Consider the following 17,382-nt stretch of genomic DNA (forward strand, 5'->3'; position numbering starts at 1 on the left):
GATGTCCAAAAAAAGAAGGAGGTAGAAAAAATGAGGAGGTATAGAGGTTCTGTGGGAAAAGGTCCTTTTGGGGTGAGCATTTTTATTGCGCTGATCGTACTTTTTGGTTTTTTTGGCATAATCTTTTCAGAATCTCCTTCGATGGCTGCGGAAAAGAAGGTCATCGTTCAAGCCATGGATAGGGATCCCGATATTTTAGACACCATGAAAGCTGCATGGTATTCGGATGCGTTGATCTATTTGCACGATCGCTTGGTGTCGAGGGATTACAATTTCAGGTATCGACCGGGGTTGGCGACAAGTTGGGATGTATCGGAAGACGGGCTGATGTGGACATTTCATTTAAAAAAGGAAGTCAAGTTCCACGATGGCACCCCTTTTACCGCAAAGGACGTGAAATGGACAATCGATACAATTAAAGATCCGAAGACAGCTTCTCCCTTTGCCGGAGATCTCAAGGCCATCGACCAAGTCAAAATTATCGATGATTATACTGTGCAGATGACGTTGAAATATCCATTTCCGAACCTGCTTTTCAACTTATCCAACACGGCCTCCGGAATTCAGAAGGCAGGTTGTTATGATGAATATGGGGAGGACTACGGTATCAAGACCGTCATAGGAACTGGTCCCTTTATGTTCAAGGAATGGGTCCGTGGAGACAGGATAGTGCTCGTCAAAAACCCTCATTACAATTGGGGGCCGGAATGGATGTCCAATCAGGGGCCACCGCTTTTCGATGAATTGGTCATAAGAACTATACCGGAGGAAAGCTCGCGCATAATGGAACTTTTGACCGGTGGGGTCCACGTGCTTCGTGATGTGCCTCCATTGCAGGTCGATAAATTGAAGAACAATCCCGAAATAAACATATTTACTGAACAGTCGACCAAGTTGGGGTATCTAGCCTATGCATGTGACAAAAAGCCCTTTGACGACGTGCTCGTCAGGAGGGCAATCAATCACGCAGTCGACAGAGAAACGATAGTGAAATACATATTTAGTGGCTATGCCACGCCTGCATACGGCTATCTTCCCCAGGCGTTGAAAGATGAATATCTGGAGGAAAGCGAGGAGTTGGGCTACAAATATGACCCCGCTAAGGCGAAGGAGCTGCTTGCCAAAGCAGGATTCCCAGACGGCTTTGAGACCACTCTTTCAGCGGAAAACGATTCTACATCGAGAAGGCTCGCGGAGGTTCTTCAGGCTCAACTAGCGGAAATAGGGATAAGGGCAAAGATTCAGCTTTTCGACAGCGCAAGCTATGTTGCCATGCTAAAGGCAGGGCAACAAGACCTTTTCGTCCGCCTTTATAGCTGGCCCAATGCCGATATTCTCGATTGGTTCTTGTTATCGTCGCAGTTTCCCTATCCCAACCACTCCCGCTGGTGTGATCCCAAGACAGACGAGCTGATCAACTCGGCCGCGACTGCACCTACGTGGGAAGAGCGAGCGGAGAAGTATAAGGAAGTGCAGCGATATCTCATCGAACAGGCAGTATGGTGCCCTATCTACATTCCAGACATGATGTTGGCAGTGCGGAAAGAGGTCAAAAACTTCAAGATCCATCCATGGATGATTCAATACAGCGACGGAATCGATATAGAAACCAAATAGAACCATCTTTGTTAAATTTAATGATTGGAGAAGGGGGTTTCATGCAAGCCCCTTCTCCAATAACCAGCAGGAGTGGTTGTGATGCTAAGATATTTCGCCAGGCGAATGACATTTCTAGCTTTAACTTTGTTGGGAATGACGATCATCATATTTTCAATGCTCCATTTATCTCCTGGAGATCCTATAGATTTGATCGTCGGTCCTAACGTAACCCCTGAAGTGCGGGAAAATATACGTCATCAATATGGCTTGGACCAACCCTTGATAGTCCAATATCTTGGCTTTATGAGATCTCTTATTCGCGGCGATTTGGGACAATCGATAATTCAGCATAAGCCCGTATCAGAATTGATTGCAGAGAGGTTTTACGTCACCTTTGAATTGAGCGTGACGGCTTTGATCATGTCATTTTTAATAGCAATTCCCATTGGTATTAAAGCCGCCTTGAAGAGAAATACCGCCACGGATTACTCGCTTATGGCCGCTTCTCTGATCGGCATTTCGATGCCAACCTTTTGGTTTGGGCTGATGCTCTTGTATATAGTAGCTTTCAAACTGAGGCTTTTCCCGATTTCAGGTTACGGGACATGGAAGCATCTCTTTTTGCCTGCATTGACGATTGGAATAACCGATGCGGCTTTGGTCGCTAGAATGGTGCGATCTAGCATGCTTGAGGTAATTCGCCAGGATTACATACGCACCGCCAGAAGCAAGGGCCTGCCTGAGCGGGTCGTAATTAACCGTCATGCCCTGAGAAATGCATTAATTCCGATAATTACCTTGTTGGGATTGCGCATAGGATGGATTGTGGGGGGATCTGTCGTAGTGGAGATCGTCTTTGCCAGACCTGGATTGGGAAGGTTGATGGTCGATTCCATTTTGGCCCGCGACTACCCTGTCGTTCAGGGGACAATGGTTGTATTGACGACCTGCATAATATTGGGAAACCTCCTTGCAGATGTCTTATATGCGGTTGTAGATCCGCGTATAAAGTTGAGATGATACAAGAAGGTTGATAAGGTGGCGATTATATATGGCTGAAGAGGTAGCAAGTGCCAGGATTGCCAGAAGCGAGAGCGCCTTCTGGCATTTGATGAAGCGTTTGTTTCGCAATAAAGCCGCGGTCTTTGGGTTGGTCATCATAATGTTGATGTTTCTCTGCGCCATTGCGGCTCCGCTGATAGCCACTCATGATTACGCTAAACAGGATTTGCCGTCCATGCTGCAATCACCATCGAGGGCCCATTTGTTCGGCACTGACGAATTTGGGCGCGATATTTTTAGTCGGGTGATCTATGGTTCGAGAGTCTCTCTTAAGGTTGGCTTTCTGGCAGTGGGCATTTCTCTCTTCGCAGGACTTCTCTTAGGAAGCATCGCCGGTTATTACGGTCGTATTTTGGACAGCGCCATATGTGCGTTGGTAGATATAGCTTTAGCCTTTCCCATGACGTTGCTCGCAATAGCCATCATCGCCATCCTTGGACCAGGTTTGTTCAACGTATGTCTGGCCATAGCGCTTTCCTCCTGGGGGTCCTTTGCCCGCATAACGCGAGGTCAATTTCTATCCCTGAAAAGCCAAGAGTTCATAGAAGCAGCTAAGATTCTCGGATATTCCGATCTTAGAATTATATTACGCCACATTTTACCAAATTCCCTGGCTCCTTTGGTCGTCCTAACGACGCTCGAGGTACCAAAGGCCATAATCGTAGAAGCGACGCTGAGTTTTTTGGGACTCGGGATACAGCCCCCTTTGCCCAGCTGGGGTTCGATCATGAGTTCTGGCCGCTCCTTTCTTTTCGATGCTCCCTGGATAACGGTCTTTCCCGGGCTGATGATCATTTTGATTGTCATGGGTTTCAATCTCTTCGGGGATGCCCTGAGGGATACCCTTGACCCGAGACTTCGAAACTAAAAATATGGAGGAGTGTAAAAATCTTGAAGCCTATAATCGGAATAAGCAGCGTATGGTCGGCTGAAACGTGGTCAAGCGATGAAAATAAAGTCGGTTGCATCTATATTGGCAAGCAATATGTCGATGCTATTTTATACTCTGGCGGCACTCCCTTTATCCTTCCCATGATCAACGAGAGGGAATCATTGATACCCCTAATTGAGGATATCATGATGGTGATCGATGGCCTCCTGCTCAGTGGGGGTGGCAGCCTGGAGGGAATCCTGTCGCAGACGACACGCCCTACCTTGACGGAACAACAACCTAAAAGATATGAATTCGAGAAAGAATTGCTCCTTCATGCCCGCATGAAGGGAATGCCCATTTTGGGCATCTGCCGAGGCTGTCAAATGATTGCCGAGGTGTTTGGGGGGAAGATGGATTACTCTCATTTTTTGCAGGGCCATCGACAAAAGGAGTCGGGAGATCACCCGACTCATAATGTTAGAATAACTGACAATACGAAGGCGAAGCTCCTCTTGCAGGCCGACAACATGCTGGTCAACAGCTTTCACGTGCAATCCATAGAGGCCGTACCCGAAGGCTTTATCGCAAGCGGCATATCCGATGATGGGGTCATCGAAATAATCGAATCCACTTTGGATCCCTTCGTAGTGGGCGTTCAGTTTCATCCTGAGGAGATGTTGCTATCCAGCAAACAGGCAAAGAGGATCATCGATCTTTTCGTCGAAAGCGCCAGGGACTTTAAGAAAACTCGATCGTAGTCAAGCTGCAACATAGCGATTAAAAATATATGATTATTAGAAAGGAATAATATGTTAGATATAATTATAAAAAATGGAATTATAATAGATGGGTCCGGCAAAAAGAGATACATTTCAGATATAGGAGTAAAAGATAACTATATTTACAAAATTCAAAGCAACATCGAAGATTGCGCCGTAAGATACATAGACGCCAAGGGTTTAATAGTGTCTCCGGGCTTTATAGACGCTCATGGTCATTCTGACTTTACTATCTTTATAAATAATTTTGGAGAGAGCAAAATAAGGCAGGGCATAACTACTGAGGTGGTCGGAAATTGCGGATTTACTGCTGGACCTATAGTATCTGAGCATAAAAATGAGCAGTTGCAATATTTAGCCAATACAATTGTATTAAACGATGAAATGGAAAAAATATGGGATTGGAAAAGCCAAAAAAGTTTTTTGGATTATTCTTCTAGGGATGGAGTGTCCTTCAATCTAGCACCCTTAGTGGGACATGGAATGATCCATGTCGGCGTAATGGGGTTTGACCAGAGAAAACCTACGCATGATGAAATGGATAAGATGAAGGCATTGCTAAAGTCAGAACTGGATAGTGGATTTTATGGTCTATCCACAGCCTTTCAATACGAACCAGGTAACTTCATCGATATGGACGAAATTGCCGAATTATGCGAGATGATAAGAGATTATGGCGGAATCTATGCCATCCACATGAGAGACGAAGGCAAGGATTTAATACCTTGTGTGAAACATGCCATAGAGATAGCGAGAAGGACTGGAGTAAGAATTCAAATATCGCACTTAAAGGCCACTTACAAGCCCAATTGGGGCAAAGTCAATGAAGCCTTAACTTTGATAGACGAGGCTGAAGACGCCGGCCTTGATGTCGGATTTGACGTTTACCCCTATACGGCCTATGGTAGCGGCCTTATCGATTTAGTCCCACCCTGGGCAAAAAGAGACGGGCCCAAGGAAATGGTAAACCTTCTCAAATACGAAGAGACTAGACGAAGAGCGGTAAAGGACATGGAAGAGGGATTAGAAGATTGGGAGACGATAATGGTCTGCGATGAATGGGATGAATGCGTCAAAGTAGCCTTATTAAAGAGTGATAAGAACAAAAAATACGAAGGAATGACGATAAAGAAAATAGCCGAAGACATGAAATGCACCCCCTATGAAGCCGTCATTCAATTGTTGATCGATGAAGATGCTTCCGTGAAGTGCATATTCTTTGCCATGTGCGAAAAGGACTTGGTCTACGCCATGTCTCATCCCGAAGCTTGCTTTGGAACAGATGGAAGGGCATGCGCGACCTACGGGGAATTGAGCAAAGGTTCTGTGCACCCCCGTTATTACGGCACCTATCCTCGTATAATGGGACATTACACAAGGGAAGAAAAAGTCCTGACCTTGGAGGAAGCCGTAAAAAAATCGACGTCATTGCCTGCGGAGAGATTCAACATACGAAAACGTGGAGCCATAAAAGAAGATTATTTTGCCGACATAACCATATTTGATCCCGATAAAATCATCGACACAGCGACATTTGAAAACCCCCATCAATATCCAAAGGGAATTGAGTACGTAATAGTAAATGGCCAAATGGTCATCGAGAAGGGTTTTCATACTGGAAATCTCCCTGGCATCGTATTAAACAAGATTGCAGGGGTTAAAGATTAAATTGTTTCAAAACCGATTAACAAGCCGGAGCAGCCGCTTTTTTTCGGCCGCCTTCAGTAATTTTTCGTCCCGAACGATATTAAAAGAGCTTTGCCCGACTATTTATTAAAAAAGTCTATGATTAATAACATCATCTCGTATTATAACAATAAATCGGGAGAGGATGTCTGAAAAGGGGCGGTTTTCAAGTTTTAACTGACTCTTACGCCTTCGTTCCACAGGCGTTCTTCTGCAGTCTCGCTAGCAGTCACCAGGGGAAGAATCCAAGAGCCTTTCGGCTCAAGGGATACCGCACAGCCGGGAGAGAATGTCGGCCTGCCAAGCTCAGAGACAAGCCATGTCTCGCCCGTCGACTCCTGTTTCAAAAGATATCTGACGGCTGTACCCCGAATGCTGCATTTTTTATCATCTCAAAAAATTTTTGTTGACAAACTATGACATGTCGTATAACATAATTGTCAACCTAAAATTTTGCGAAATGGAGGAGGCGCCAAGTGATGATAGGACAACGTTTCTTAGCTACGTCAGGGCAATGTATCAGTGCCATCAGTAGCATGTGCGCCTCCATATCCGGCGGTTATTACTTTAGCAACGGCCAGTGGCGTTATTATTACGCTTCTGGCCCTTTTTCTTATGGAGACCGACCGCCGGGTGGGAAGGATTACTTTAATTTCAGATAGTAGAGTAACATAATAGTAGATTAAATCCGGGGTTCGGTCTCAAAGCCGAACCCCGGATTTTTTTATTTCAAAAGGGAGGGAAAGAAGATGGAAAGAGCCATCGTAAAGACAAAAAGAGGAGAATCGGCAGGAAGGCTTTTAATGAAATTAGACCAAATAGGGATAAGGGCCAGGATCGCAAAGGAGGAACCAGAGGCAATCCTGTTGGCCGAAGGGGAGATCGACGAGGTCAGCATAAAGACGATGCCGGAAGTAGATCAGGTGACCAAGGTTAAGTTGCCCTTCTCTTTGGCAAGCAGAGAGTGGCATAAAAAAGACAGCATAGTGAATATAGCACCGGGAATCTCCGTGGGCGGAGGGAACGTGCTCATCATTGCCGGCCCCTGTGCTGTAGAGGGAAAGGAGCAGATTGTAAAGACGGCACAATCGGTAAAAAGATCCGGAGCTCTGGCGCTTAGAGGAGGCGCTTACAAGCCGAGGACCAATCCGTACACCTTCCAGGGGCTCGGCATCGAGGGCTTGGCTCTGCTGGCAGAGGCAAAAAAAATCTCGGGCCTTCCAATCGTCACGGAAATAATGACCCCAGAAGACATCGACTTCATGCTCCCCCACACCGACATCCTACAGGTCGGTTCCCGAAACATGCAGAACTTCTCCCTCCTCAAGGCCTTAGGCAAGGTCGACAAACCAGTTCTGCTTAAAAGGGGCATGATGGCCACCATAGACGAATGGCTACAAGCTGCGGAATACATCATGGCCGGCGGAAACTTCAACGTCATACTCTGCGAGAGGGGAATAAGAAGTTTCGAAAAAAGGACGAGAAACACACTGGATCTAAACGCTGTCCCTCTGGTCAAGAGTTTAAGCCATTTGCCTGTGATCGTAGATCCCAGCCACGGAACGGGCAGCAGCGAGCTCGTTCCCAGCATGAGCCTGGCTGCCCTTGCCGCGGGAGCCGACGGCCTGATCGTAGAGGTGCACCCGAATCCCCAGGAAGCGGTAAGCGACGGCGACCAATCGCTCGACCTGGAGGAGTTCGACAAACTGATGAAATCGATCAAAAGACTGCTTTCCGTAATGCCCAGAAAAATTCTGGAGGGATCGAAATGCTCTGTAGCAGCGTAGGCATCGTAGGGCTTGGGCTTATAGGCGGCTCCATGGGGAAAGGATTGCTCGAAAGCCGCTCCGTCGACAGGGTCCTCGGTTGGGACGTGGACGGAAACGTGCTGGAGCATGCCCTTTCATCAAAAGTCATAACTTCGATCGCCAGCCCGGAAGAAACGGTCGAAGAAACCGATCTTTTGATCATAGCCACTCCGCCAAGCAAAATGACCGCCTTAAGCAAAACATTGGCCCCTCTTGCGGGTAAAAACTTAAAGGCCGTTGTGGATACGGCCAGCACCAAATATGCTCTGTCAAAGGAATTATCCCTTATCTGGAAGGAAAAATACGTAGGGCTTCATCCCATGGCGGGCAAGGAAAAGGGCGGCATCCAAAACGCAACAGCAGAAATGCTCTATGGCGCCGTTTGCGCGCTGGTTCCCACCGAAATTTCTGACGGCGAAGCTACGAAGATGGCCAAAGACCTCATCTGCGCCCTAGGTATGCTCCCCGTAATAACAGATCCGGAAGAACACGACGAAATTGTGGCCCTTACGAGCCATCTTCCCATGTTTATGGCCATTAGCCTTGCCTTGTCGGCATTCAAGGGAGCTTCTAAAAACCATAAACTTCCATATTTCATAGCCGGCGGTTTCAAAGACACTACGAGAGTGGCATCTTGCCCTCCCTGGCTCGTAACCGACGTATGGGAGACGAATAGAGGCTTTATAAAAAAGGTGATAAAGGAATTTATAGATATTTTATCCAAGTTGTCAGAGGTGGAGCCGGAGAATTTGTCCGATTTTGCGACCGAGGCCAAAGAGGCAAGGGAATCACTGCTAAAGCGACGAGGTGAGATAAGTGATAGAAATTAGACCGCAAGAAGGAATTGTCGGCGAGATAAAGGTACCGGGCGACAAATCAATATCCCATAGAGCTGCCCTGCTGGGGTCTCTTTCGAGGGAAGGCATAGAAGTGGAAAATTTTTCTCCGGGAGAGGACTGCACGAGCACCCTTTCGTGCCTTAGGACGATGGGCTGCGAAGTCAACAGAGATGCCGTCTCAGGCAAGGTATCGGTAAAAGCCCCTGACGGCTTAAAAGAGCCAAGCGATGTCTTGGACGCCGGGAACTCCGGGACCACGGCCAGGCTCTTATTGGGACTGATATCGGGAATCCCCAACATATTTGCCGTCATCACGGGCGATGAAAGCCTGAAGAGAAGACCTATGGGAAGAGTTGCCAAGCCGCTAGTCGCCATGGGCGCAAAGATAGACGGAAGGGAATTCGGAGAGAAGCTTCCCCTGGCGGTTAGAGGAAGAAAGCTTACGGGCGGCGTTCACACCCTCCAGGTAGCAAGCGCTCAGGTGAAGACGGCAATACTTTTCGCCGGCCTTAGAGCGCAGGGAGCAACTACAGTGATCGAGCCTATCCTTACGAGGGACCACACAGAGATAATGCTGGAACACCTGGGAATCCCCATCTTCAGGAAGGGCCTTGAGGTCACTGTGTACCCCGCTTCTACCCTTAAGGGAGCAAGCTGGACTATACCGGGAGATTTTTCTGCTGCCGCCTTTTGGATAGTGGCTGCAGCCATTACCGGGGAAAGCGAACTTCATATCAAAAAGGTCAACGTAAATCCTACGAGGACAGGACTTCTAAGGGTGCTTCAAAGAATGGGGCTGGATTACAGCATCGAAGACGAGACCCTGAGCGGGGGAGAAAGGATGGCCACCATCGCGGTGAAGTCGTCGTCTCTTAAGGGCACAAAGGTAATGCCCGAAGAGATACCCTCCATGATAGACGAACTTCCCGTCCTGGCCGTGGCAGCCACCCAGGCAGAAGGGACCACCGAAATAAGGGGCGCCGGCGAGCTCAGGGTAAAGGAAAGCGACAGGATTCACGCCATGACTGAAGGCCTCAAGAGGATGGGCGCCCAAATAGAAGAACTTAAAGACGGCTGGATCATAAGGGGCAAAACAAAACTTTCCGGCACAAGGCTCAAAAGCTTCGGCGACCACCGGATAGCAATGGCCCTTGCTGTAGCCGGACTGGTCGCAGAGGACAGAGTGATACTTGAAGGCGAAAGTTGCGTACACATATCCTACCCCTCTTTTTTCGAGGACTTAAAGGCCCTGACGACGAAATCCCAACCGAAGGAGAGGGTGTCGTCATGAGCATTCGCATGCTGTCCAGCGGCGAGTCACACGGCAAGGGTTATCTGATCATCCTCGAAGGTCTGCCAGCAGGCCTTCCCATATCGAAGGACTGCATCGAAGAGCAGCTTTCCAGAAGAAGGCGTGGCTACGGCAGAGGGGAACGCATGAAACTTGAAAGGGACGAGTTCGAGTTTTACAGCGGCGTCAGGGGAAAAGTTACGACGGGAAACCCCATTGGGGTGGTCCTTCACAACAGCGAGTGGGAAAAGTGGAAGGACGCCATGGACGCCTTCGACTTGAAAGAAGACGAGGCCAAAGAGAGGGAGATAACAAAGCCAAGGCCGGGACACGCCGACGCGTCGGGCATGGCAAAGTTCGGATTTGAAGAGGCAAGAAACGTATTGGAGCGGACAAGCGCAAGGGCCACCGCTGCCTGGACGATAGCAGGGACATTATGCAGGAGGCTTTTAGAAGACCTGGGCGTAGCCGTGAGAAGTTCCGTCACATCCGTAGGACCACGATCGATCGGCCTGCCCCGAAGCGAGGAAGAATGGACCAGGGCCTGCTCTTCCGACATGGGCCTTCCGAGGGAGGAAGACGAAGAAGAAATTATGTCGATCATAGACGAAGCCAGAAGCTCCGGCGATTCCCTGGGCGGTACTTTCGCAATATCCGTGAAAAACGTCCCCGCCGGCATAGGATCTTACAGCGAATGGGACAGACGCCTGGACGGACGCCTTGCTCAGGCTTTGATGTCCATACCTTCCGCCAAGGGAGTGGAGATAGGCGGCGGTTTCGGCCTTTCACAGAGGCCAGGCAGCGAAGTACACGACGAGTTCGTACTCTCCTCAGGCCTTTGGATTCGCCGGACGAACAACGCCGGCGGCATAGAAGGTGGCGTAACTAACGGCGAGGAATTGACCCTTCACGTCGCTTTAAAGCCAATACCTACTTTAAAAAAGCCCCTTCGCACCTTCGACGTGCGGACTAAAAGGGAAACTTCGGCTCACGTGGAACGGGGGGACGTTTGCGTCGTGCCCGCTGCCTCTGTGGTGGGAGAGGCGATGACGTCGCTGGTGCTCGCACAGGCCCTGTGTGAGCAATTCGGCGGCGACAGGATGGAAGATTTGCGATCCCGATTCGAGGAACATACAAAGAGGACGAGGAGGATGTTTCATGTCTGACATAGCTCAAATTACAAAGATAAAGGAGTCTCAGGCAAAAGGTAAGGCTGTTTCAAAACCCTTCAGACTCTACCTGGGCGGATTCATGGCAGCGGGCAAGACGTCTGTCGGAAGAAAGCTTGCGGAGCTGACGGGCTTCCCCTTCGTCGATACCGATGACCTCGTCGAGGCCATGGCCGGGATGAGCGTAGCCGAGATATTCCAAAAGCATGGTGAACTTTACTTCAGAGCCCTCGAAGCGGAAGCCTTAGAGGAGACCTTCAAGCTTAAAAACGTGATAGTAGGCCTCGGCGGAGGTGTGCTCGTCAACCCCGAGAATAAGGCCAAGATTTTCGCGAATGGTACTTTGATAATTTTGGACGCTGCCATAGAAACGATCCTAAAACGGGCATCCAACGAACCCGGCAAGAGACCTCTCCTGAAAGAAGAATCCGTGGCAGAACTCATGAATCGGAGGCGAGAAGCCTACAGCAAGGCTCATATCCGGGTCCGGACGGACGACCTCTTCGTTGACGAAGTAGCCATGAGCGTAATAGATATGCTCGCCGACCTCTTTCCCGAAATCAAACAACCCAAGAAAGTCGAAACGATCCCAGTAAAAACGGCAAATGCAGAATATCCCGTCCTGGTGGGAAGCGACATATTGGCCTTTTGCGAGGACATTATGTCGGAGATCGTCCCAAAAAAATTCAGCTCTGCCTTTTTGGTAAGCGATCCCCTTACCTTCTCCTTATTTTCCAGGAACTTTAAAAACTTGAAGGGCGTACACTTGCTGCCCAGAGGAGAAAGGGGGAAATCCTTAAGCCGGCTTTCGCTGCTCTACGAAGATCTGGCACGAAACAACGTTGATAGGAAGGGGCTTATAGTAGCTTTAGGCGGCGGCTGCGTGGGAGATACGGCGGGCTTTGCAGCCTCCACTTGGATGCGGGGCATAGATATCATACATATCCCCACCACCCTCATCGCGCAGGTAGACAGCGCCATTGGTGGAAAGACGGCCGTAAACCTGCCTGAGGGCAAAAACCTCGTTGGCACCTTTCATCAGCCCTGCGCCGTGATCGTCGACGTAAACTGCCTCCTGAGTTTACCCGACGAGGAGTTCAGGCAGGGCATGGCCGAGGTCATTAAGTACGGGCTGGGGGAGGACAGGGAATTTCTGAGTTGGCTTTCGGAAAATAGGGACTCGATCGCAGAAAGAGATCCCGAAACCTTGCTAAAAATGGTAAAACGTTGTATAAAGCTCAAAGCATCGGTGGTGGAAGAAGACGAAAGAGAGATGACGGGGGCAAGGAGCCGCCTCAATCTCGGTCACACGATTGCCCACGGGCTGGAAGCCCTTCAGGGATACGGCGGCATAAAACACGGAGACGCCGTGGCCGTCGGAATGGTCGTGGCGACGCACCTTGCCGTCATACTTGAATTGGAAAGCAAAGGCACCCTGGCCGAGCTACTCTACCTGCTCGAACATTTCGGCCTGCCCACAAAACCTTGCGCAGATTTCGACAGCATTCTCCCTTACGTCATGAGGGACAAAAAGTTCGTCGGTTTAAAGCCCATGTTCATCTTGCCGAGGGAAGGCTGCAAATGCGAGATGATGGAGGTAGATACAGACCTTTTAAAAAAGGCCTACGAAAGGGCCGGAGGCCGATAATTCGAAGATATCGTTCATTGCGGGAAGACAACCTGATGGGCTTAAGTCAAGCTCATCTTCGTATTTGAGGGTAAGAGCCCAGGACGCGAAGCCTTTCCACCCTGGAATTCATCGTTGCGAGGGCTTCCTTTACCTTCTTGTCTTCTGCGTCTCCCTCGAAATCGACGAAAAAGAAATACTCAAAGGGATTTCCCGGAAGGGGGCGAGACTGGATCAGAGTGAGGTTAAGCCCTGCTCTGTACAGGGGCTCCAAAGCCTGAAATAAAGTGCCCGGCTTGTGGGATACATTAAACAATATGGATGTCTTGTTTCTCTTGGACCTGCCCTCGTAAGCATGTCCGACAAGCCAGAACCTCGTGGCGTTGTAAGGGCTATCTTCAATGCCCTCCTCTAAAATGTTAAGACCTTTCAGTTCGGCCGCCAGCTTTCCGCAGATGGCGGCGCTCTTTTGTTTCGACTTTGCGATGTTAGCCGCATAGCTGGTGCTTGAAGTGGGTATTAGCCTCACTCCCGGCAGGTTTCTGCTAAGCCAGTTTCTGCACTGCCCAAAGGGCTGGGGGTGGGAGTAAACCTCTTCGATGTCGGAAAAAGAATTCTCACAGCTTGCCAACACCAGCCTTATGGGAAGCTGTCCCTCCCCTACAACAGATAAACTTTGATCAGCAGTGGCAAAGGCATCTAAAGTGGCGTATACGGTGCCCTCCGTGGTGTTTTCCACGGGCACAACGCCCATTTGAGCTTTTCCCTTTGAGATGGAGCTTAAGACCTGTGCCGGATCTTCGACGAAGACAAGATCTATTGACCTCCCCAATAGGGCAAAGGCCGCTTCGTGGGAAAAGGAGCCCTCGGGTCCCATGCAAGCGACGGCGGCAGGCCTTTGAACGGACCTGCAAAAGGATATCACCTCGCCAAAAAGCAGGCGGACGAATTTGGGATCCACATTTCTGGCCAAGCCGCAAAGCCTGTCCAGGACCTCAATTTCCCTCAAGGGATCGTAGACAGGAGCGCCGCCTTTAACCTCGCCTATCCCTTTGGCCAAGCTAACCCGCCTTTCGAGAAGACGAAGCAACTCCTCGTCTATGGATTCGATCTCTTTCCTCAAAGCGTGAAGTTCTTGATCGGACATCTCCAGGCCTCCCTCTTTTCGTTTCTAGCAATTATACAATATCTCTGAGGGCCAAGCCCAGCGATGCCTCCCAGCCATATCCTTTGGGCCGCTCGTGGGACGAAAAACTATCCCAGGGATTGAACAAAACCGTAACAAGGTTCAGTACAGATTGCGACGCTGTCTTTAACGACACCCCAAATTTATCGGAGGCGACCAAAAACAAACGATCTATTTCGATCCAGGGATAAAAACCGTATAGATAATCCAAGGTAAACTTTATCTCTTTTATGAAACTTTGGATTAAATTTTCGGAGGCCGTTTTTCGTCCTACCATAACGGGCCTGTAAAATATGTCATTTCCTCTGTAATTCAATGAGATCATGGAAATCGAGTCACCGGGAAACAAACACAACGTTCCTCTGTCAAAAGACGAATCGCGGCGCCTTGCGCTTTCAACATGAAAACCTACCGTTCTCGTTAGGGCCAGACTAACGGGCTCCAAAGCGGAGGGCAAAAAACCCGCTTTCATGGCAGCTTCCATAATTTTATCCACAAGGTCCTTTCCGGAGGCAGCGACAAGATATTTTTTAAATGATCCCTTCTCATCTATGCCATTACAGCGAGGAAAGTCAATTTCCACTGTATCATAATAGGCCTTTTCGCCGGAAATAGGAAAAAGATCTTCCAATTGCCAGTAAAGGGATTTTTTTACGTCCTCAAAGTCCATATCCCCTGGAAAGTCGGCAAACCCGATATGGCTATCCCTTATAGGAATGCCAAAGGCCGCTTTTATCTTTCCAAAGCGGCCTATCTTCAGCTTTAATTTTCTAAGTGCTGCATACAATAAATCCGTGTCTCTAATGCTTTCCGTCTTTATTGTTTTTTGAGAAAGGTAGACCTTGATATGAGCGTTGCATTTTATGGATCTGCCTTCCCTTTCAAGCTCCACGTAGCGAAGTCCTTCTCCTGTTATGGATATGCCGCGGCGTAGATTCCTTTTCATAAGATCACTTCCGTTCGTATATGCTGGATCGATAATAACACCATACGGCAAATTTAGGCACCAGGATTAGGTATACTTTATATGAATGTATTTCTTAGCAGGCTCCTTTCTGTGGTTCCGTAATTCATATCTTTATCCTGCAGTGCTTCTCCAGCGCCAAAAGGTAATCCCTAAGTTCGCGGAAATCTTCGTGGAAGGCGGTTATTCCGTAACGTTCAAATTGATAGTAACAATCTCTTTCGAGGGAATTGATCAGCCAAAGGATTTGCCGTCCGAGGTCCAGAACGTAGCTGTCGCCTTCATCGTAGGCCCAGTATTTCGTCAAGACGTCCGAAGCGTTTAACTTTATCAGGCCATCGACGAATTCATCCAATGTTATCTCGTCCGTATTCAGACGGTACAAAAGCCTTAGGGCTCCTTTCCCGATGCGGACGACCTCTTGAAGAAAGCCGCCTTCATATTTCTCGTTACTTTCGGGGATACCTTTTACGTCTGCCATGGGACATCACTTCTTTTTGAGGGATGCCGTTAATTTTGATGCTATATCGTCTAAGGTCCGAGCAAAAGCGGAATCGGGTTTCTTGTCCACAAGAGGAACGCCGTCATCAACGCACTGACCCATATCGAGCTCGATGGGTATATCGCCCAGGAAGGGAATGTTCATTAAACGAGCCAACTTTTCGCCCTCGCCTTTTCCGAAGGGATACATCTTTTCTCCGCAGGCGGGGCACTTGAGCGAACTCATATTTTCCACGAGACCCAGGAGAGGTATATCGAGCTCCTTTGCAGCACTTATAGCCCGCGAGCATACCATGGCAGAGACCCCCTGCGGGGTGGTAACGACGAGCATTCCGTCCAGCTCAGGTATAGATCTCATCACTGTTTGAACCTCATCTCCCGTGCCCGGAGGGAGGTCCACAAGCAGAAAGTCGGCCGTTCCCCAATTTACAGATGCTATGAGCTGCCTTATAGCGCGCATCTTGTGAGCACCCTTCCACATTATGGGTTGCTCCTGCGTAGCCCACATGGAGGCCACGGAAACGACCTTTATGCCCTTTAATGAAGTCAAGGGATTGAGACGGAGATCGTGATGTCCGGGATGATCGTGTTCGCTTACGACATCCATCCTTCCCAGCAAACCCAAGGCCCTCGGAACGGCGGGACCGTGAAGGTCGGCATCAAAGATGCAGACTTCATAGCCCCTCCTCTTCAAGGCCGAGGCCAAATTAACGGTTACTACGGTCTTTCCAACACCGCCTTTGCCGCTTAATATGGCAATTTTGTGCTTGATGTCCTTTAAAGCCATTGCCAGAGGTCCTTTGGTCCTGAGCGCCTCCTCTCTGATCCTCGCTTTCATGGCTTCGAATTGTTCTCTTTCAAGGTTAACGTTCACGATTTAACTCACCTCACATCCAACAGGTTTCAAAGTCGGCGCTCCCAAGCCCCATTCTTTCCGCATATAAAAGCATATCTTGAGGCTTCATCCCCGTTATCTTAAAAAGCTTCTCCTCCGAAGGGCTTAATGCCTCACACTCTTCGGCGATCGAGCCCCTTATGCCAAAGGCCTCGTCTATCAATTGGATAGAGGCGAAATCTAAAGCAACGGGATCGAAGGACATTAAAATGCCTTGATCCGAAATGAAGGGAACGTCCGAAAGGGGATAACAGTCAGGATAGGGAGATACGTCCATTAAAATATTTACGTAAAAGACCTTTCCCTGGAGGGCGATATCGACGGCCCAGGCCGCATCGACTGTTCGCTTTTGAAAACGTCGGGCTGAATCTCTATCAACAACTACTGCACCCGTCGGACAGGAGGCCGTGCAGTAATAAGCGCAACCTCTGCAGGCTTTTTCTTCGAGCCGAGGCCAACCCCCCTCCACCTGTACCGCACCATGCGGGCAGTGTATCACACATTGGCCGCATCCGTCGCAACGATCTTCGATAAAAATAGGGCGCAAGGGAGCATGGATCCTCTCCTTTCCCTTCGAAGACGAACAACCGACACCACAGGAAACTAGCGCCCCCGACAAGCCAGCAAAGGGGTGGGCCGTAACGTGAGATATTACGATGAGAGCTTGAGACTCGGCTACGGCCCTTGCTACTTCTACGCCGCCCAGTTCTTCGCCTTCGAGGGGGATCAACAGATCTTCTTCTCCCGTATATCCGTCGGCCAACATTGGCTTTCTGCCCAGGCTCGTCACGTCAAAACCGTGCAAGGCTGCTGCCTCAAGCCACCTGCTGCCCACCTCCGAGGCCTTTGAACCCATGCTCAAGGTATCGACTAACAGCGGTTGTCCTCCCAGGGAGTAAACCGCGTCGACAACTGCCTTGACGAGCAATGGCCTTATGTGATTAAGGTTTTCCCTCTCTCCTACCTCGAATTTGACGGCAATCAGCTCGCCCGGAGAAAACATATCCCGAAGTTCGCTTCGTTTTAAAGCCTCGCCGAAGCGCTTTATCAAGTTCGAGGAGTTGCATCGCTCCCTTGCGCCCACAAAATTCACGACAGACAT

17 protein-coding genes are annotated in these 17,382 nt (G+C 49.2%); 11 read left to right on the forward strand and 6 right to left on the reverse strand.

The window, feature by feature from the left end; genetic code table 11:
* The first annotated feature begins 30 nt into the window (after positions 1-30).
* From B3N34_RS01955 to B3N34_RS01975, 5 genes are all read left to right on the forward strand, one after another.
* On the forward strand, positions 31-1,617 hold the full coding sequence (locus B3N34_RS01955; RefSeq protein WP_286974458.1) for an ABC transporter substrate-binding protein: 1,587 nt from the start codon (positions 31-33) through the stop codon (positions 1,615-1,617).
* Between the two features lie 81 nt (positions 1,618-1,698).
* Complete coding sequence (locus B3N34_RS01960; protein ID WP_286974459.1) at positions 1,699-2,619, forward strand: ABC transporter permease; 921 nt, start codon at positions 1,699-1,701, stop codon at positions 2,617-2,619.
* Positions 2,620-2,650: 31 nt separating this feature from the next.
* Complete coding sequence (locus B3N34_RS01965; protein WP_286974461.1) at positions 2,651-3,529, forward strand: ABC transporter permease; 879 nt, start codon at positions 2,651-2,653, stop codon at positions 3,527-3,529.
* 23 nt (positions 3,530-3,552) lie between these two features.
* Complete coding sequence (locus tag B3N34_RS01970; protein ID WP_286974463.1) at positions 3,553-4,293, forward strand: gamma-glutamyl-gamma-aminobutyrate hydrolase family protein; 741 nt, start codon at positions 3,553-3,555, stop codon at positions 4,291-4,293.
* Between the two features lie 51 nt (positions 4,294-4,344).
* Positions 4,345-5,982 (forward strand): N-acyl-D-amino-acid deacylase family protein, encoded by a 1,638-nt coding sequence (locus tag B3N34_RS01975; protein ID WP_286974465.1) that lies wholly within the window; start codon positions 4,345-4,347, stop codon positions 5,980-5,982.
* A gap of 191 nt (positions 5,983-6,173) precedes the next feature.
* On the opposite strand, the gene B3N34_RS01980 is transcribed toward B3N34_RS01975, so the two are convergent.
* Positions 6,174-6,347, reverse strand: a complete 174-nt coding sequence (locus B3N34_RS01980; protein WP_286974467.1) for a hypothetical protein — start codon at positions 6,345-6,347, stop codon at positions 6,174-6,176.
* A 132-nt stretch (positions 6,348-6,479) separates the two neighbouring features.
* Between B3N34_RS01980 and B3N34_RS01985 the strand changes: the two genes are divergently transcribed.
* From B3N34_RS01985 to aroB, 6 genes are all read left to right on the forward strand, one after another.
* Complete coding sequence (locus B3N34_RS01985) at positions 6,480-6,662, forward strand: hypothetical protein (RefSeq protein WP_286974469.1); 183 nt, start codon at positions 6,480-6,482, stop codon at positions 6,660-6,662.
* Between the two features lie 87 nt (positions 6,663-6,749).
* Positions 6,750-7,787, forward strand: coding sequence for a 3-deoxy-7-phosphoheptulonate synthase (gene aroF, locus B3N34_RS01990; RefSeq protein WP_286974471.1), 1,038 nt, complete (start codon positions 6,750-6,752; stop codon positions 7,785-7,787).
* Positions 7,769-8,638 (forward strand): prephenate dehydrogenase, encoded by an 870-nt coding sequence (locus tag B3N34_RS01995; protein ID WP_286974472.1) that lies wholly within the window; start codon positions 7,769-7,771, stop codon positions 8,636-8,638. Before aroF ends, B3N34_RS01995 begins: the two co-directional genes overlap by 19 nt.
* Positions 8,625-9,938, forward strand: a complete 1,314-nt coding sequence (gene aroA / locus B3N34_RS02000) for a 3-phosphoshikimate 1-carboxyvinyltransferase (protein ID WP_286974474.1) — start codon at positions 8,625-8,627, stop codon at positions 9,936-9,938. Before B3N34_RS01995 ends, aroA begins: the two co-directional genes overlap by 14 nt.
* A complete protein-coding gene (gene aroC / locus B3N34_RS02005) occupies positions 9,935-11,104 on the forward strand; it encodes a chorismate synthase (protein WP_286974476.1) in 1,170 nt (389 codons plus the stop codon). The genes aroA and aroC overlap by 4 nt, the downstream gene beginning before the upstream one ends.
* Entirely contained in the window at positions 11,097-12,755 is a 1,659-nt protein-coding gene (aroB, locus tag B3N34_RS02010; RefSeq protein WP_286974477.1) for a 3-dehydroquinate synthase, read from the forward strand. Before aroC ends, aroB begins: the two co-directional genes overlap by 8 nt.
* Positions 12,756-12,807: 52 nt before the next feature.
* On the opposite strand, the gene pheA is transcribed toward aroB, so the two are convergent.
* From pheA to B3N34_RS02035, 5 genes are all read right to left on the reverse strand, one after another.
* Positions 12,808-13,881 carry a prephenate dehydratase gene (gene pheA / locus B3N34_RS02015; RefSeq protein WP_286974480.1) on the reverse strand — a complete coding sequence of 358 codons (1,074 nt, stop codon included), beginning with the start codon at positions 13,879-13,881 and terminating at the stop codon, positions 12,808-12,810.
* Between the two features lie 31 nt (positions 13,882-13,912).
* Entirely contained in the window at positions 13,913-14,866 is a 954-nt protein-coding gene (gene pilM / locus B3N34_RS02020) for a type IV pilus biogenesis protein PilM (RefSeq protein WP_286974483.1), read from the reverse strand.
* A 124-nt stretch (positions 14,867-14,990) separates the two neighbouring features.
* On the reverse strand, positions 14,991-15,365 hold the full coding sequence (locus tag B3N34_RS02025) for a hypothetical protein (protein ID WP_286974485.1): 375 nt from the start codon (positions 15,363-15,365) through the stop codon (positions 14,991-14,993).
* 6 nt (positions 15,366-15,371) lie between these two features.
* Positions 15,372-16,259 carry an Mrp/NBP35 family ATP-binding protein gene (locus tag B3N34_RS02030; RefSeq protein ID WP_286974487.1) on the reverse strand — a complete coding sequence of 296 codons (888 nt, stop codon included), beginning with the start codon at positions 16,257-16,259 and terminating at the stop codon, positions 15,372-15,374.
* Between the two features lie 13 nt (positions 16,260-16,272).
* Positions 16,273-17,382 carry a DUF362 domain-containing protein gene (locus B3N34_RS02035; RefSeq protein WP_286974489.1) on the reverse strand — a complete coding sequence of 370 codons (1,110 nt, stop codon included), beginning with the start codon at positions 17,380-17,382 and terminating at the stop codon, positions 16,273-16,275.

It is taken from the genome of Acetomicrobium sp. UBA5826 (genome assembly GCF_002433005.1).
Taxonomy (GTDB): Bacteria; Synergistota; Synergistia; order Synergistales; family Acetomicrobiaceae; genus Acetomicrobium.

Coding starts and splice junctions, on each gene's coding strand:
- B3N34_RS01975 (WP_286974465.1), top strand. CDS start 4,345: ATGTTAGATATAATTATAAAAAATGGAATTATAATAGATGGGTCCGGC.
- B3N34_RS01955 (WP_286974458.1), top strand. CDS start 31: ATGAGGAGGTATAGAGGTTCTGTGGGAAAAGGTCCTTTTGGGGTGAGC.
- pilM (WP_286974483.1), bottom strand. CDS start 14,866: ATGAAAAGGAATCTACGCCGCGGCATATCCATAACAGGAGAAGGACTT.
- B3N34_RS01985 (WP_286974469.1), top strand. CDS start 6,480: ATGATAGGACAACGTTTCTTAGCTACGTCAGGGCAATGTATCAGTGCC.
- pheA (WP_286974480.1), bottom strand. CDS start 13,881: ATGTCCGATCAAGAACTTCACGCTTTGAGGAAAGAGATCGAATCCATA.
- B3N34_RS01965 (WP_286974461.1), top strand. CDS start 2,651: ATGGCTGAAGAGGTAGCAAGTGCCAGGATTGCCAGAAGCGAGAGCGCC.
- B3N34_RS02035 (WP_286974489.1), bottom strand. CDS start 17,382: ATGTCTGTCGTGAATTTTGTGGGCGCAAGGGAGCGATGCAACTCCTCG.
- B3N34_RS01960 (WP_286974459.1), top strand. CDS start 1,699: ATGCTAAGATATTTCGCCAGGCGAATGACATTTCTAGCTTTAACTTTG.
- aroC (WP_286974476.1), top strand. CDS start 9,935: ATGAGCATTCGCATGCTGTCCAGCGGCGAGTCACACGGCAAGGGTTAT.
- B3N34_RS01995 (WP_286974472.1), top strand. CDS start 7,769: ATGCTCTGTAGCAGCGTAGGCATCGTAGGGCTTGGGCTTATAGGCGGC.
- B3N34_RS02025 (WP_286974485.1), bottom strand. CDS start 15,365: ATGGCAGACGTAAAAGGTATCCCCGAAAGTAACGAGAAATATGAAGGC.
- aroF (WP_286974471.1), top strand. CDS start 6,750: ATGGAAAGAGCCATCGTAAAGACAAAAAGAGGAGAATCGGCAGGAAGG.
- aroB (WP_286974477.1), top strand. CDS start 11,097: ATGTCTGACATAGCTCAAATTACAAAGATAAAGGAGTCTCAGGCAAAA.